Genomic DNA, 15,603 nt, shown 5'->3' on the forward strand with positions numbered 1-15,603 from the left:
GATCCGCTGGAAGGCCGGGGCCCGGCCGCAACGCACGGCAAAGTCCATGCTTACGGTTGTCCCTCTGTGGCCCGCACGCCCTAATGATGGGATGGTCGGGAAGATCCGCCTAGGGCCAGAGGTCCGCGCCGAGGCCTGCCAGCGGGGCGTCGGCCACCGGGGCGGCCGCGGGGGCCGAGGCCGCCGGGGGAGTGGGGTGGCGGTCTGCCAGGGGGGTGATGGCCGGGACCGGGGTGGGCTGGCCCAGGAAGACGCGGCGGACCACGCGCTCGGCCGCGTGACCGTCGTCGTACGAGCAGAAGCGGGCGCGGAACGAGGCGCGCAGCTGCGCCGAGCGGGAGCCCTGCCAGTGGCCGGTGGCGAAGATGTCCACCAGCTCGTCCTCGGTGCGGGCGATCGCCCCCGGCGGGCAGGAGCGCAGGTCGAAGTAGGTGCCGCGGGCGGCTTCGTACGCCTCCCAGTCGTCCGCGTGGATGACGATGGGCCGGTCCAGGGCCGCGTAGTCGAACATCAGGGACGAGTAGTCCGTCACCAGCGCGTCCGAGGCCAGGCAGAGTTCCTCCACCGAGGGGTGGGCGGAGACGTCCAGCAGGCGCGGGTGCGGCTCCCAGGTGCCGTCGGTGCCCGCGTACGTCAGGTGGGTGCGGGTGAGCAGGGTGAAGCGCGGGCCCAGGTCCCGCAGGACCCGCTCGAAGTCCAGGTGCTGGGGCCGGCTGCGCCGGTAGTCGCGGTGGGTCGGGGCGTACAGGATCGCCGTGGTGCCCGGTGCGATGCCGAGGCGTTCGCGCAGTGCGAGGACGTCCGCGCGGGTGGCCCGGTGGAAGGCGTCGTTGCGGGGGTAGCCGTACTCCAGGGTGGTGTAGGAGGCGGGGACGGCCTTCTCCCAGACCAGGGTGGAGTGGTGGTTCGAGGAGAGCAGGTAGTCCCACTGGTCGGCGCCGCGCAGCAGCCCCGCGAAGTCCGTGGTCGGGGTGGCCGCCGGGCGGTCCTGGAGGTCGAGGCCGACCCGCTTGAGCGGGGTGCCGTGCTGCGTCTGGAGCAGGATCTGACCCGGCCGCTTGACCAGGGCGCGGTCGAAGTTGACGTTCGTCGTCAGGTACGCGGCCCGGGCCAGGGCGCTCCAGTACGCGGCCGAGCCGGGCCGCAGCAGGGTGGTCTCGGGCGGCAGGGTGGGGGCGTGCCGGGGGTCGCAGATCCACGCCGTCCGCATCCGCGGGGCCAGTTCGCGCAGCTTCGCCTCGATCGCCGCCGGGTTGCAGGCGTAGCCGCCGTGCCAGTACGCGGAGAACACCGCCAGTTCCGGGCGCAGCGGGAGCAGCCGCTGGATCCGGTAGTGCAGGCGCAGGGCGCTCTCGCGCAGCCCCCGCCACAGCGCCGAGCCCGCGCGGCCCGCGGCCAGGGCGCCCGCGCGCAGGGACGAGGCCGTCCGGTAGGCGCGCCGGAGCCCGAACCGCATCAGGGTGTGCCGCAGCCGGTCGGTGCGGGTCAGGGGCAGCGGCAGCGCCGCGCCGGCGCCCGGGCCGCGGTAGCGGCGCAGCAGGGCCGAGGCCCGCGCGAAGAACTCGGCGCGGGCGGCGCGCGGGAGGCGGCGCGGGTCGGCGTACAGGGCGCAGAAGTGCTCGGCCATCCGCCGGTGCACCGCCCCTTGCCAGCGCTCCAGCTCGGGGCGGGCGCCGAGGTAGCCGAAGACCCGCTCGTACTGGTCGAAGATGTCGAGGTGGCGCCGGCTGGTGGTGGTCAGGATCGAGCCGGTGCGGCGCTGGCGGTAGTGGACGCAGACCCGGTCGAGGACGGCCACGGACTCGGCGGCCAGCAGCGCCGGATAGGTCCAGGGGGTGTCCTCGTAGAAGCCGGGCGGGAATTCGAGGCCCTCGCGCTCCACGTAGTCGCGGCGGTAGGCCTTGTTCCACACCACCATCAGCATGCCGAGCAGTGCCGGGCGGTCGGCGAGCCGGAAGCTGGCGGGGCCCTCCTCGGACAGGCGGTGCGCGAGGCGGTTGCGGACCGTCTGGCCGGTCCAGAAGGTGCGGGCGTAGTCGTAGACCAGGACGTCGGGGGACCCGGTGGCCTTGAGCCGGTCGGTGATGGCCTGCAGGGCGCCGGGGGCGAGGGTGTCGTCGCCGTCGAGGAAGACCAGGTAGTCGCCCGTGGCCCGGGCCAGGCCCGCGTTGCGGGCCGGGCCCAGGCCGAGGTTGTGCGCCAGGTGCACGGCGGTGACCCGGGGGTCGCGGGCCGCGTACTCGTCGATGATCGAACCGCAGGCGTCCGGTGAGGCGTCGTCGACCGCGATCAGTTCCAGATCCGGGTACGACTGGGACAGGACCGAGTCCAGGCTCTCCTGGAGGTACGCCTGAACCTTGTACGCGGGCACGATGACGCTGAACCGGGGCACGGCACATCCAGGGGTCGGCGCGGGCATATGGCCCAGCAACCGCGCGCGCGGCGATCGGGTTACGCAGCGTGTGGCATTCGGGTTACAGAGCGTCAACTTCCCATGTCGTCGGCGGTTATGGACAAGGTCACTTGACCGCTCCGGCCATCACCCCCGTCACGAACTGCCGCTGGAACGCGAAGAAGACGAGCAGCGGCACCACCATCGACAGGAAGGCGCCGGGCGCCAGCACGTCGATGTTGTTCCCGAACTGCCGCACCTGCTGCTGGAGCGCCACCGTGACCGGCGGGTGCGCCGAGTCGGCGAAGACCAGCGCCACCAGCATGTCGTTCCACACCCACAGGAACTGGAAGATGCCGAGCGAGGCGATCGCCGGACCGCCCAGCGGCAGCACCACCCGGGCGAACAGCCGCAGTTCGCCCGCCCCGTCGAGCCGGGCCGCCTCCAGCAGCTCGCGCGGGATCTCCGCGAAGAAGTTCCGCAGCAGGAAGACCGCGAAGGGCAGTCCGAAGGCGGTGTGGAACAGCACCACCCCCGCCGTCGTCTCGAACAGGCCGATGGAGCCGAAGAGTTCGGACACCGGGATCAGCGCCACCTGTACGGGGACCACCAGCAGTCCCACCACGATCAGGAACAGCCAGTCCCGGCCCGGGAACTCCAGCCAGGCGAAGGCGTATCCGGCGAAGGAGCCCAGGGCGAGGACGAGCAGCGTCGCGGGGACGGCGATCGCCGCCGTGTTCAGCAGCGAGCCGGTGATCGTGTCATTGGCCAGCAGCTGCGCGTAGTTCGAGACCGTCAGTCGCGAGGGCGCGGTCAGCGTCTGCCACCAGCCGCCCCGGCCCAGGTCGGCCGGGGACAGGAAGGAGGACAGCAGCAGCCCGAGGGTGGGCAGCAGCCAGAACAGCGCGGCCAGGACCAGGAAGACCCGTACGGCGCCGGACGCGGCTCGGGCCGCGAGCCGGCCCGTCGGGCTGATGCCCGGAGTGCTCATCGGGAGGCCTCCTTCCGCATCCTGCGGATATTCAGCAGCATCACCGGCACCACCAGTACCAGCAGCAGCACCGCGATGGCGCTGCCCAGCCCCGGATCGGCATCCGTCCCGAAGGAGGTGCGGTACAGCTGGAGCGCGAGCACGTTCGCGTCGTCCTGCACCGCGCCCGGCGCGATCACGAAGACCAGGTCGAAGATCTTCATCACGTTGATGACCAGGGTGACCAGCACCACCACCAGCACCGGCGCCAGCAGCGGCACCGTGATCCGGCGGAACACCTGCCACTCGCCCGCCCCGTCCACCCGGGCCGCCTCCAGCAGCTCGCGCGGTACGGCGGCCAGCCCGGCCGCGATCAGCACCATCGCGAACCCGGCCCACATCCACACGTACGCCCCGATCACCGCCGGGGTCACCAGCAGCGGGCCGAGCCACTCCACCCCCGCGTACGCCTCCCGGAAGTTGGCCGCCGGAAGCCGCAGCAGCGCCCCGTCCGCCTGTGCGGGCAGCGTGAAGGTGCCGTCGGCGCCGGCCGTCGCCGAAGCCACCACCCGGCCGTCCTTCACCGCCTCGACCCGCATCCCGGACAGGCCCGACTCCGTCGGGTCGACCGCGTTCACCGCCCCGCCGCCGCCCCGGGTGAAGTCCTGCCAGACGGTGCCGGTCACCTTCCCCGCCGCGGCCCCGGCCCTCCCCGCCGTACGGGTCCCCGCGGGCAGGGCCTCCGGCGCCACCCCGACCAGCGGCAGCAGCACGGGCACGCCCGCCCGTACCGGCGCGCGCGTCACGAGGGCCCCGCCGGCGGCGGGCTCCAGCGGGGAGTCCCGGCCCGGGCGGGCCCCGGGGAACGCGGAGGACCGCGCGAAGGTGTCGTGCACCCCGACCCACACCGCGTTCGCGACACCCCGCTGCGGGTCGTGGTCGTACACGAGCCGGAAGATGATGCCCGCCGCCAGCATCGAGATCGCCATCGGCATGAAGACCAGCAGCTTGAACGCCGTTCCCCAGCGCACCCGTTCGGTCAGCACCGCGAAGACCAGGCCCAGGGCGGTCGCCACGGCCGGGGCCACCACCACCCACACCGCCGTGTTCCGCAGGGCCGTGCGGATCGCCGGATCGGTCAGGATCCGCCGGTAGTTGCCCGCCCCGACGAAGGTGTCGCCGGAGCGGTCGAAGAGGCTACGGTAGAGGGAGTAGCCGATGGGCTGCACCACGAGCGCGCCGAGCAGCACCAGGGCGGGCAGCAGGAATGCCACCGCGATCAGCCGGCGGCGCCGCGCGTGCGCGTTCCGGGGCCGCGTCCGTCTTCCGGGCCGGTCCGCCGCGGCGGCCCGGCCCCGTGTCGTCGCCGTCACGGCGTCAGTCCCCGTAGGCCCTGGCCGCGTCCGCCTCCAGCCTCTCCTGGATCCCCGCCACGTCCGACGGGTTCGCCAGGAAGTCCTGGAGCGCCTTCCACTCGCCCACCCCCGGCGTCCCGCCGAAGGCCGCCGGAGCCTGGTCCGACATGTCGAAGCGGAAGTCGTCGCCCGCCGCGATCAGCGCCTTCGCGATGCCCCGCTGGATGTCGTTCGGGTAGGCGGCGAAGTCCACCGCCTTGTTCGGGGAGACGAAACCGCCCTCACGGGCCTGGATCTGCGCCGCGTCCGCCGAAGCCAGGAACGTCAGCAGCGCCTGGGCGCCCTTCGACGGCTTCAGCGCCACCGCCACGTCACCGCCCGACACCACCGGCGCCTTCGCGCCGACCGCCGGGAAGGGGAACACCAGCGCGTCCTCGCCCACCTTCGCCTCGGTCTGCGCGATGTTCACCGCCACGAAGTCGGCCTCGAACACCATCGCCGCCGCCGGCCGGTCCCCGCCCGTGAAGGTCTGCGTCACCGACTTCGCGAACTCCGTGGAAAGGGCCCCGCTCGGGCCGCCCGCCAGGAAGTCCTTGCGGCCGAACAGCTGCCCGAGGGTGGTCAGCGCCTGCTTGACGCTGTCGTCCGTCCACTTGATCCGGTGCTTCGCCAGCTGGTCGTACTTCTCCGGCCCCGCCTGCGAGAGGTACACGTTCTCGAACCAGTCCGTGAGGGTCCAGCCGTCCGCGCCGGCCACCGACACCGCCGGGGTGCCGGAGGCGGACAGGGTGTCGGCCGCCGCCAGGAGCTCCTTCCAGGTCGTGGGGGGTTTGACGCCCGCCCCCTCGAAGGCCTTCGCGTTGTACCAGATCAGCGACTTGTTGGCCGCCTTGTAGTAGACGCCGTACTGGGTGCCGTCGACCGCGCCGAGCGTGCGCCACCCCGGCGAGTAGTTCGCCTCGAGCTGCGCCCTGGCCCCCGGGCCTACCGGCTGCGCCCACTTGTTGCGCACCGCCGAGACCAGCGCCCCGACCTGCGGGAGCAGCGCCACGTCCGGCGGCGCACCGCCCGCGATCTTGGTGCCGAGGAAGGTGACGATCGGATCCTGGGCGGGGACGAAGGTGACGCTCGCGCCCGTCCGCTCCTCGAACTCCTTCAGCACCTTGGTGAAGTTCGCCTGCTCGGGCCCCGTCCAGACCGCAGCGATCTCCAGCTTCTCGCCGGGCAGCTTCGGTAAGTCGACGGTGTGCGGGTTCTGCTGCCCGGCGGACGGGGTCTGCCCCGTGCCGCCGCCGTCCGCGCCCCCGCCGCCGCAGGCGGTGAGCGTGAGCGCCCCCGCCGCGGCCAGCGCCGCCCAGGCTCTGCCCGCCGTACGTTTCGTGTGGCCGGTTCCGTGCCGTCTGCGCATGGTCTCGCCCCCGATGCCGTCGTGCCCGTGGTGTGTTGCGTGCCACAAGGTCTACGCCGACCCGCGCACCCCCGCAATACCGCGTCGAGGGGGAGCCGCGGGGCGTCAGGGGGCCGGCGGGAACAGCACCGGTATGGCCGAGACCAGGTGGGAGGCCCGGTCGAGGGCGCTGGCCAGGAGCGCGAGGTCGGTCGGCCCGTTGCCCAGCTCGCGCACCGGCCGGCGGGCCGGCGGGTCGCCCATCCGCTCCCACTCCACCGGGACCACGGTCGGCCTCAGGGTCGCCGTGCGCGGGATCCGGCCGGTGACCCGGCCCGCCTGGAACGGCACCGCCCGCCCGTCGGCGTACAGCAGCCGGCCCCGGCCCGGCCCCGGCTGGTCGGGCGCGTCCAGCACCACCCGCAGCGTCGCCAGCCGGGCCGGCTCGGTCTCCGCGGTCCGCTCCGGGCTGGCGCTGGCCACCACCAGGTGCACCCCGAGACGGGCGCCCTCCCGGGCCACCGCCTCCAGCACCCGCACCACCGAACCGGCGGCCGGCCGGCCCGGACTGCCCAGCGCCGGGGCCACCAGCGCGTCGAAGTCGTCCACCAGCACCACCAGCCGGGGCAGCGGGCTCGGCCCCGCGGCCGCCTCCGTGCGCGTGGCCGAGGCCCGCAGCCGCAGGGTGCCGGTGCGCTGCGGATCGAGGTCCCCGCGCAGCTCACCGGCGCTGGGCTGGCGCGGCGAGACCATCCGGTCGGACAGCTCGCGCCGGGCGTGCCACTCGGTGAACGCCACCCCGTCCAGCAGCTCGTGGCGGCGCTTGAGCTCGGCGCCGAGGGCCTGCGCGAACTCCCGCATCCGCAGCGGATCGGAGGCCACCAGGTGGGCCGACACGTGCGGCAGTTCCGTGCACGGCAGGAGACCGTCGCCGCGCTCGCCGCCGGCGCCGTCGAGGAGGACCAGGCCGAGGCGGTCGGGGCGGGCCGCGGCGGCCAGGGAGGCGGCGACCGAGCGCAGCAGCTCCGTCCGGCCGCTCCCGGCGGGACCCTCGACGAGCAGGTGCGGGCCGTCGTGGACCAGCTCGGCCCCGACCGCCCCGCGCCGGCCGGCGCCGAGGACGACCTCGGCGAGGCCGCCGACGCCCTGGCCCTCGTCGGTGGCCTCCGCCCAGCGGGCCATCAGGGAGGCCGGGGTGGCACGGGCCAGCCCCAGCTCGTCCAGGAGCCGTGAGGCCGCCGGGAGGCTGGCGGCGGCCGGACGGTACGCGCCCTCCCCGGGCGCGGCGCCGTCCGCGCGCAGCGGGGCCAGGGCCCGGGCGAACCGCTCCGCCCAGGCCGCCGAGACGGCGTCGGCGACCGCCGTGCGGCCCGTCGCGACCGGGCGGCCGCCGCTCACCGCGAAGCTCCGTACGGCCGTGGCCACATCACCGCTGAGCAGCGCGACCCGGCCGCACTCCCGGAACGCCGGGGTGCTCGCGCAGGCCGTCTCGTACGTCGCCGCCACCGGGGAGGCGGGGGTGGCGGCCGGGGCCTCCGAGAGCACCAGGAGGTGGATCCCCGCGGCCGCGCCGTGCGAGGCCAGCCGTCCGGTGAGGTCGCGCAGCGCCGCCGAACCCGGGTCGCCGTCCAGGATCACGAGCGTGCGCGGACCCTCGTACGCGGCGGCCGCCTGCCGCAGCGCCGCCGGACCGGCGGACGCCCAGTTGGTGCCGAGCGGGCTGTCGTCCAGCCGCCGGGTCAGCTCCCCGGCGCGGGCCGCCGCCTGGTCGCGGTCGTACGCGAGCAGCAGCCGGCAGTCCTGGCCGTGCGCCGGCCGTACGTGGGGCAGCCAGCCGAGCCAGCCCCAGTCGCGGCGGCGTTCCGGTACGGGGCGGGCCCGGTCGGCCGCCAGCAGGACGACCTCCAGCTGCGCCGCCGAGTGCAGCCCCACGAGCTGGGCCACCACCGACCGGGCCACCCCCGTCAGCCGCGCCCGAGGCCCCGCCACGCCGAGCGAGCCGCACTCGGGCAGCGCGACCCGGCTGCCCGCGCCGAGCCCCGCCTCCAGGAACCCGGGGTGCCCGGGCCCGCGCGACCACAGCCGCCCCGTCGGCCCGAGCGCCGCCAGCAGCAGCGCCGCCGGGTCGTCCTCGTCCGGCGCGGCCGGCGCCACCGCCTCCGGCTCCGCGGGCTGCTCCGGGGCCTCCTCCTCGCCGCGCACCCACTTGCGCGCCCAGGCGCCGATCCCCCCGCGCCGCCGCCTGGCCCCGCCGGCCAGGGGTGCGCCGGGGTCCGCCCCGGCGTCGCCGTCGGCGTACGCGGGCTCCGCGGGGCCGTGGTCCGTTCCGGGCGTGCCCGGCTCGGGGGTGCCGGGGCGGGGCCCCGTGACGGGGTCGGGGGCGGAGCCCCCCACGCGGCGGAGCCGCACATCGGTACTGCGGGAAGGGGCGGGGTGGGGGAAGGACTCCTGCGGGCCGGAGCCCTCGGCCCGCAAGCCCGCGCCCGCGCCGGGGGCCGTACCACTGCCGGAGGCGCCCGCGCCGGGGGCCGTACCACTGCCGGAGGCACCCGCGCCGGGCCGCGTACCGCCGGACGCGCCGCCGGGACCCGTGCCACCGCCGGAGGCCACCGGCAGGGAGAGGTGCCCCTCCTGGTCCGGGACCACCGCCAGCTGGGGCTCGCCGCCCGCCGCGGCCAGCCGGAGCGTGGACTCGCCGATCCGCAGCAGCGCCCCGGGCGCCAGCGGGACCGGCCTCGCCCCCACCTCGGCGCCGTCCAGCGTCGTGCCGTTGGTCGAGCCGAGGTCGGCCACCGTCACCCGCCCGTCCGGCATCACGGTCACCGCGCAGTGCAGCCGCGACACGTCCGGGTCGTCCAGCGGCACGTCCGCGTCCGCCGAGCGCCCGATCCGTACCGCCCCGGTGTGCAGCAGGTGCACCCCGCCCGCGTCGGGTCCGGCCACCACGTGCAGCTGCGGGGTGCCCGGCCCCTCGTCGGGCAGGGCGGCGGCGTCAGGTCCCGGGGTGTGCAGGGCCAGGACCGCCCCGTCGATCAGCGGCGGTTCGCCCAGTACGGCCCGCTGGGGGTCGAGCCGGCGCGAACCGGCGTACAGCACCACCGTGCCGCCGGTGTCGGGCCCGCCCACGGTCGCCGCGAGCCCGGAGGCCACCGCGGCCAGCGCGGTCCCGGCGGGCGCGGTGACGAGCACGTCACAGCCGGCGGGCGCGGTGGCGGCCTGGTGGCCGCTGCGCGACCCGAGGACGGTCAGCCGGATCTGCATCGCGTCAGCGGTCCCTTCTGCGCGGAGCGCAGTGCGCGGTGCGTGCGTGCGCCCGGCAGGGGTGCGGCGGGACCTGCCCGCCCGATCGACCCCCCGCCCGCGCCGGACGCCTCGTCCGTTCAGGTCTGCCGGAAGGCAGGGCTCCCGTCCCGGCCGTTCCGTACGGGTGCATCCTCGCACCTGTCGCCCGCAACACGCCCGGCACCCGCCGATAAATGATCTTGCTTGCCCGTGGCGCGGTTCACTCACGGTACGAATGCGGACACCCTCTCGGGCGAAATCCCGGGAAAAGAGCCACCGGCATACCCCGCAAAACTCACCCTTCGCACAAATGTGCGGCAACCAACCTCCGCCGACCCGCGTCTTCCAGCGGGACACCCCCTAGAGTTGGGCCGGAAACCCACACGGCGGAATCAGCCGAAAGACGACAGCAGGGAGCGCGAGACGTGCGGCCAGTCGGCAGCAAGTACCTGCTCGAGGAGCCGCTCGGACGCGGCGCCACGGGCACCGTCTGGCGCGCCCGCCAGCGGGAGACCGCGGGCGCGGAGGCCGCCGTCGCCGGCCAGCCCGGCGAGACCGTGGCCATCAAGGTCCTCAAGGAGGAGCTGGCCCAGGACGCGGACATCGTCATGCGCTTCCTCCGCGAGCGCTCGGTCCTGCTGCGCCTGACGCACCCCAACATCGTGCGCACCCGCGACCTCGTCGTCGAGGGCGACCTGCTGGCCCTGGTCATGGACCTTGTCGACGGCCCGGACCTGCACAAGTACATCCGCCAGAACGGCCCCTTCAGCGCGGTCGCCGCGAGCCTGCTGACCGCCCAGATCGCGGACGCGCTCGCCGCCAGCCACGCCGACGGGGTGGTCCACCGCGACCTGAAGCCCGCCAACGTGCTGCTGGACGAGAGCAACGGCCAGATGAAGCCGATGCTCACCGACTTCGGCATCGCGCGCCTGGCCGACTCCCCGGGCCTGACCCGCACCCACGAGTTCGTCGGCACCCCCGCCTACGTGGCCCCCGAGTCCGCCGAGGGCCGCCCGCAGACCTCCGCCGTCGACATCTACGGCGCCGGCATCCTCCTCTACGAGCTGCTCACCGGGCGACCGCCCTTCGGTGGCGGCAGTGCGCTCGAAGTGCTGCACCGCCACCTCAGCGAGGAGCCGCAGCGGCCCTCGAGCGTGCCCGAGGCGCTGTGGATCGTCATCGAGCGCTGCCTGCGCAAGGAGCCCGACGAGCGGCCCAGCGCCGAGAGCCTGGCCCGCGGCCTGCGCGTGGTCGCCGCCGGCATCCGCGTGCACTCCTCACCCGACGAGGTCGAGGCCGCCCTCGGCGTCGGCGCCCTGCTCGCGCCCGACCCCTCGCCCGCCCCGGTCCCCGCGTCCCCCGCGGAGCCCGGGAACGCCGACCCGACGCAGGCGCTGCCCGGCGGCGCCGGCGCGGCTGCCGCGTACGACCCGAACGGCATGACCAGCGTGCTCCCGCCGATCGGCGGGGCCGACGCCACCACCGTGCTGCCGAGCACAGCCGCCCCCGGTGCTCCGGGCGCCCCGGACCCGACCTCCGTCATGCCGCCGGTGCAGCAGCCCGACGCCCCGCACCCGTGGCAGTCGCAGATGCGGGCCGCCCGCGACCGCAACGAGCAGACGCAGATGCAGTACCTCGACCCGGCCGAGGACCCGCTGCGCCGCCGTCCGCAGCGCCAGGCCCCGCCCGTGCCGCCGCCCCCGCAGCAGCCGCCCCGGCAGTACCGCCAGGCCCCTCCGCCGCCGCAGCAGCAGTACCAGCAGCAGCCCCCGCCGCAGCAGTACGCCCAGCAGCCGCCGCAGCACTACCAGCCCCAGCCGTACCAGCAGCCGCAGCCGCAGCCGCAGCAGCCGCAGTACCGGCAGCCGCAGCCTCCGCCGCCGCAGCAGCCCCAGGCGCCCCAGCCGTCCGCGCGGCAGCAGCGTCCGCCGCAGCAGCAGGCCCCGCGCGAGCCCCGTCCGCCGCGCGAGCCGCGCCGCCGCAGCGCCAACCCGGTCCGGATCCCCGGCCTCGGCTGCCTCAAGGGCTGCCTGGTGCTGATCCTGCTGCTCTTCGTCGGCGGCTGGCTGATCTGGGAACTCACCGGGCTCCAGGAGGCGGTGGGCACCGGCAAGGGCTGGTGGGACCAGATGTGGAGCTGGGGCACCGAGGTCGCCGACTTCATCGGGTCCATCGGCGACGCGACGGGCGGCGGCAGCGGCACGTCCTGACGCCGTGTCCGGACATCACGTCCGGCGTCGCGTCCCGACGGGTCGTCAAGACGGCCCTGTAGCGCCGACTTCGTGGATTTGTCGACATCCGGGACGTGATTTCGCCCGCAGAAGTGAAGGTCGCCGCGATCCGGCGACCTCAACCCCCACTCGGCCGCGTAGCTTTGGTGCGTACGCCAGCCGCTGAGGGAGCAGTCGTGGCACGGAAGATCGGCAGCCGGTACACCGCGCACCAGATCCTGGGGCGCGGCAGCGCGGGCACGGTGTGGCTGGGCGAGGGGCCGGACGGGCCCGTCGCCGTCAAACTGCTGCGCGAGGACCTCGCCTCCGACCAGGAGCTGGTCGGACGGTTCGTCCAGGAGCGCAGCGCGCTCCTCGGGCTGGAACACCCGCACGTCGTCTCCGTACGCGACCTGGTCGTGGACGGCAACGACCTCGCCCTCGTCATGGACCTCGTCCGCGGTACGGACCTGCGCACGCGCCTCGACCGCGAGCGCAGGCTCGCCCCCGAGGCGGCCGTGGCCATCGTCGCGGACGTCGCGGACGCGCTGGCCGCCGCGCACGCGGCGGGCGTCGTCCACCGTGACGTCAAGCCGGAGAACGTCCTGCTCGACATGCAGGGACCGCTCGGACCGGGCGGCGCGCACCCCGCGCTGCTGACCGACTTCGGCGTGGCCAAGCTCATCGACTCCCCGCGCCGGGCCACGGGCGGCCGCAGCGTCGCCCCGACGACCCGGATCATCGGGACGCCCGACTACCTCGCGCCGGAGATAGTGGAGGGCCTGCCGCCGCGCGCGGCCGTCGACATATACGCCCTGGCCACGGTCCTGTACGAGCTGCTCGCCGGCTTCACCCCCTTCGGCGGGGGCCACCCGGGCGCGGTGCTGCGCCGGCACGTGACGGAGACCGTGGTCCCGCTGCCGGGCATCCCCGACGAGCTGTGGCAGCTGATGGTCCAGTGCCTGGCCAAGGCCCCCGCGTCACGGCTGCGCGCCTCGGAGCTGTCCGTCCGGCTGCGGGACCTGCTGCCGCTGCTGGCCGGGATGCCCCCGCTGGACGTGGACGAGCCGGACGACGCCGACCCGGAGCCCGAGCCCGCCGAGGAGCCGGACGCCGCCGACCCGGTGCGCAGGCGGGGCGTGGTCCCGCTGGTGCCGGGGTCCGCGACGGACTCCAACCGGGACACCCACACCTCCATGCGGGTGCCCGGTCCGGAGGAGCTGGCGGGCGGGGCACTGGGCACCGCCCGCGTGCCGCGCCCCGCCGGCGGACACCGGCCCGGCTCCGCCCGGCACCGCGCCGAGGTGGCGCGCAAGCGGCGGCTGGTGCTCTCCGCGTCGGCGCTGGCGCTGGCCACGGCGGTCGGGGTGGGCAGCTGGCTCGCCGTCTCGGGCGACGACCCGGCGCCCCCGCCGCAGGACAGCAAGCACTCGGCCCCGTCCCGCCGCTAGGGGCGCGGTCCGCCGCGGGGTCACACCGCGGTGAGGTCCGGGTGCCAGCGGCGGGCGACCTCCGGGTGGGCGCGTACCCAGCCCTTGAGCTCGTTGCGGCCGTACTCGGCGTGCAGCGGGTTCGACGCGTCGTGGGCGACGCCCGGCGCCGAGCGGAGGTAGTCCCCGGGGACGGTCTCCACCACCGCGTCCAGCCGCGGGTTGTAGAAGAACGGCACCGAGAACCGCTCCACCGCACCCGGCGGGCTGACCACCCGGTGGTCGGTGGCCCGCAGGTACCCCTCGGTGGCGATCTCCAGCAGCTCGCCCAGGTTCACCACGAACGCCCCCGGCCGTGGCGCGATGTCGACGTAGCCGCCGTCCCGGACGACCTGGAGACCGCCCACCGAGTCCTGGAGGAGCAGCGTCAGGAAGCCGTAGTCCTTGTGCGCGCCGACACCCTGGCCGGCGCCCGACGGGGCGGACCCGGGGTAGCGGATCAGCTTCGTGTGCAGGTGCGGCCGGTCCGCGAAGGCCGCGTCGAAGAAGTCCGAGGGGGCGCCGATCGAGGCCAGCAGCTCCTGGAGCAGCCGGTGCGCCACCCCGGCCAGGCGGGTCTGCCAGCCCAGGACCGCCTCCCGCAGCTCCGGCAGGGCCGGCGGCCACTGGTTGGGGCCCTCCAGCCACAGGTACGCGGGGTCGTCCGGCCCCAGTACCGGCGCCGGCCGCTCCGCGCCGACGTCCAGCTGGTCCCGCCAGTCCGAGGCCCCGCCCGTCAGCTCGTGGCCGATGCGGGTGTAGCCCCGGAAGTGCGGGGAGTTCAGATTGCTCACGGCCAGCCGGTCGGCCTCCGGGAGCGCGAAGAAAGTCCTGGTCAGCTCGAGGATGCGGGAGGTCTCCGCCTCGGTTATGCCGTGCCCGGTCAGGTACAGGAAGCCGGTGTCCCGCGCCGCGGCGTGCAGCTGCTTCAGGAAGTCGGCCCGCTCGGCCGGGTCGTCGGCCCGGGAGAGGTCGATCACGGCGAGGGAGGGAGTGGAGGAGGGACCGGAGGCGAGGGCGGAGGAGGGACCGGAGGAGAGGGCGGACGAGGAAGAGGAAGGGTGCGCGGACGGCATGACGTCTCCGTTTCGGATGTCACAGGGTCCTGTGCCCCGGAGATGGCGGGGCAGCGGGTGGAGCGGGCCCTCGGCAGGGATGGCGCCGGGGCGGCGTGGCCGCGTACAGGACCGAAGTCGGATCGGGGTGGATCAGGCTTGTGCGGGGTCCGGCGGCAGACAGCTCGTCGTGGTGACACGCATGTGGTCCACATGGCGGCGCTTCACGAGTAGAACGGTCATACGGTGAGCGTACGCCCGTACCCACGCCCGTCTGTACGGTCTGATCCGGCCTGGCCGGACAGTGCCGTCCGAGGACCGGCTAGGCTGGACCCGTGGCAGTCGTCGATGTTTCCGAAGAGCTGAAGTCCCTCTCCTCGACCATGGGGTCGATCGAGGCCGTCCTGGACCTCGACAAGCTGAGGGCAGATATCGCCGTGCTCGAGGAGCAGGCCGCCGCGCCGTCCCTGTGGGACGACCCGGAAGCCGCCCAGAAGATCACGAGCAAGCTTTCGCACCTCCAGGCCGAGGTCCGCAAGACCGAGAACCTGCGCGGCCGTATCGACGACCTCGCGGTCCTCTTCGACCTCGCGCAGGAAATGGACGACGCGGACACCCTCGCCGAGGCCGAGACCGAGCTGGTCGCCGTCCGCAAGGCGCTGGACGAGATGGAGGTCCGGACCCTGCTCTCCGGCGAGTACGCCGAGCGCGAGGCCCTGGTCAACATCCGCGCCGAGGCCGGCGGCGTCGACGCCTCCGACTTCGCCGAGCGCCTCCAGCGCATGTACCTGCGCTGGGCGGAGCGCCACGGCTACCCGACCGAGGTGTACGAGACCTCGTACGCGGAAGAGGCCGGCATCAAGTCGACCACCTTCGTGGTCAAGGCCCCGTACGCCTACGGCACCCTCTCCGTCGAGCAGGGCACCCACCGCCTCGTGCGGATCTCGCCCTTCGACAACCAGGGCCGCCGCCAGACCTCCTTCGCGGGCGTCGAGGTGCTGCCGGTCGTCGAGACCAGCGACCACGTCGAGATCGACGAGTCCGAGCTGCGCGTGGACGTGTACCGCGCCTCCGGCCCCGGCGGCCAGGGCGTCAACACGACCGACTCGGCCGTGCGCATCACGCACCTCCCGACCGGCATCGTGGTCTCCTGCCAGAACGAGCGTTCGCAGATCCAGAACAAGGCCAGCGCGATGAACGTGCTCCAGGCCAAGCTGCTGGAGCGGCGCCGCCAGGAGGAGAAGGACAAGATGGACGCCCTCAAGGACGGCGGCAGCTCCTGGGGCAACCAGATGCGGTCCTACGTCCTGCACCCGTACCAGATGGTCAAGGACCTGCGGACGGAGTTCGAGGTCGGCAACCCGCAGGCGGTGCTCGACGGCGAGATCGACGGCTTCCTGGAGGCCGGTATCCGCTGGCGCAAGCAGCAGGAGCAGACCGCGTAGCACGTGATCGCGTAGCACGTAACGGCGAAGGGCCCGGA

The 15,603-nt window shown here is 74.7% G+C and carries 9 protein-coding genes; 3 read left to right on the top strand and 6 right to left on the bottom strand.

The annotated features are described in order from the left end of the window. Positions 1 to 109: 109 nt before the first annotated feature. The 5 genes from OOK34_RS16590 to OOK34_RS16610 form a co-directional block, all read right to left on the bottom strand. Positions 110 to 2,392, bottom strand: a complete 2,283-nt coding sequence (locus OOK34_RS16590; protein WP_267034648.1) for a bifunctional glycosyltransferase family 2 protein/CDP-glycerol:glycerophosphate glycerophosphotransferase — start codon at positions 2,390 to 2,392, stop codon at positions 110 to 112. Positions 2,393 to 2,519: 127 nt separating this feature from the next. Continuing rightward, positions 2,520 to 3,383, bottom strand: coding sequence for a carbohydrate ABC transporter permease (locus OOK34_RS16595; protein WP_267034649.1), 864 nt, complete (start codon positions 3,381 to 3,383; stop codon positions 2,520 to 2,522). Then, the gene (locus OOK34_RS16600; protein WP_267036772.1) at positions 3,380 to 4,645 is read right to left on the bottom strand and encodes a carbohydrate ABC transporter permease; all 1,266 of its coding nucleotides are present in this window, start codon (positions 4,643 to 4,645) and stop codon (positions 3,380 to 3,382) included. The genes OOK34_RS16595 and OOK34_RS16600 overlap by 4 nt, the downstream gene beginning before the upstream one ends. Positions 4,646 to 4,739: 94 nt before the next feature. After that, on the bottom strand, positions 4,740 to 6,125 hold the full coding sequence (locus OOK34_RS16605; RefSeq protein ID WP_267034650.1) for an ABC transporter substrate-binding protein: 1,386 nt from the start codon (positions 6,123 to 6,125) through the stop codon (positions 4,740 to 4,742). Between the two features lie 105 nt (positions 6,126 to 6,230). Further along, complete coding sequence (locus OOK34_RS16610) at positions 6,231 to 9,365, bottom strand: FHA domain-containing protein (RefSeq protein WP_267034651.1); 3,135 nt, start codon at positions 9,363 to 9,365, stop codon at positions 6,231 to 6,233. A 446-nt stretch (positions 9,366 to 9,811) separates the two neighbouring features. Here OOK34_RS16610 and OOK34_RS16615 point away from each other — a divergent pair, with 446 nt between their 5' ends. Both OOK34_RS16615 and OOK34_RS16620 read left to right on the top strand, forming a co-directional pair. Then, complete coding sequence (locus tag OOK34_RS16615) at positions 9,812 to 11,596, top strand: serine/threonine-protein kinase (RefSeq protein WP_267034652.1); 1,785 nt, start codon at positions 9,812 to 9,814, stop codon at positions 11,594 to 11,596. Positions 11,597 to 11,793: 197 nt separating this feature from the next. Further along, positions 11,794 to 13,047: a serine/threonine-protein kinase gene (locus tag OOK34_RS16620; protein ID WP_267034653.1), complete on the top strand. Its 1,254-nt coding sequence runs from the start codon at positions 11,794 to 11,796 to the stop codon at positions 13,045 to 13,047. Between the two features lie 20 nt (positions 13,048 to 13,067). Here OOK34_RS16620 and OOK34_RS16625 read toward each other — a convergent pair whose 3' ends face one another. Continuing rightward, positions 13,068 to 14,141 (bottom strand): isopenicillin N synthase family oxygenase, encoded by a 1,074-nt coding sequence (locus OOK34_RS16625; RefSeq protein WP_267034654.1) that lies wholly within the window; start codon positions 14,139 to 14,141, stop codon positions 13,068 to 13,070. 314 nt (positions 14,142 to 14,455) lie between these two features. Here OOK34_RS16625 and prfB point away from each other — a divergent pair, with 314 nt between their 5' ends. Then, positions 14,456 to 15,565, top strand: coding sequence for a peptide chain release factor 2 (prfB, locus tag OOK34_RS16630; RefSeq protein ID WP_267034655.1), 1,110 nt, complete (start codon positions 14,456 to 14,458; stop codon positions 15,563 to 15,565). The last annotated feature ends 38 nt before the right edge of the window (positions 15,566 to 15,603 follow it).

The organism is Streptomyces sp. NBC_00091, assembly GCF_026343185.1.
GTDB lineage: Bacteria > Actinomycetota > Actinomycetes > Streptomycetales > Streptomycetaceae > Streptomyces.

Excerpts from the sequence above, each read along its gene's own strand:
- OOK34_RS16595 (WP_267034649.1), bottom strand. The coding sequence starts at position 3,383 with ATGAGCACTCCGGGCATCAGCCCGACGGGCCGGCTCGCGGCCCGAGCC.
- OOK34_RS16610 (WP_267034651.1), bottom strand. The coding sequence starts at position 9,365 with ATGCAGATCCGGCTGACCGTCCTCGGGTCGCGCAGCGGCCACCAGGCC.
- OOK34_RS16605 (WP_267034650.1), bottom strand. The coding sequence starts at position 6,125 with ATGCGCAGACGGCACGGAACCGGCCACACGAAACGTACGGCGGGCAGA.
- OOK34_RS16625 (WP_267034654.1), bottom strand. The coding sequence starts at position 14,141 with ATGCCGTCCGCGCACCCTTCCTCTTCCTCGTCCGCCCTCTCCTCCGGT.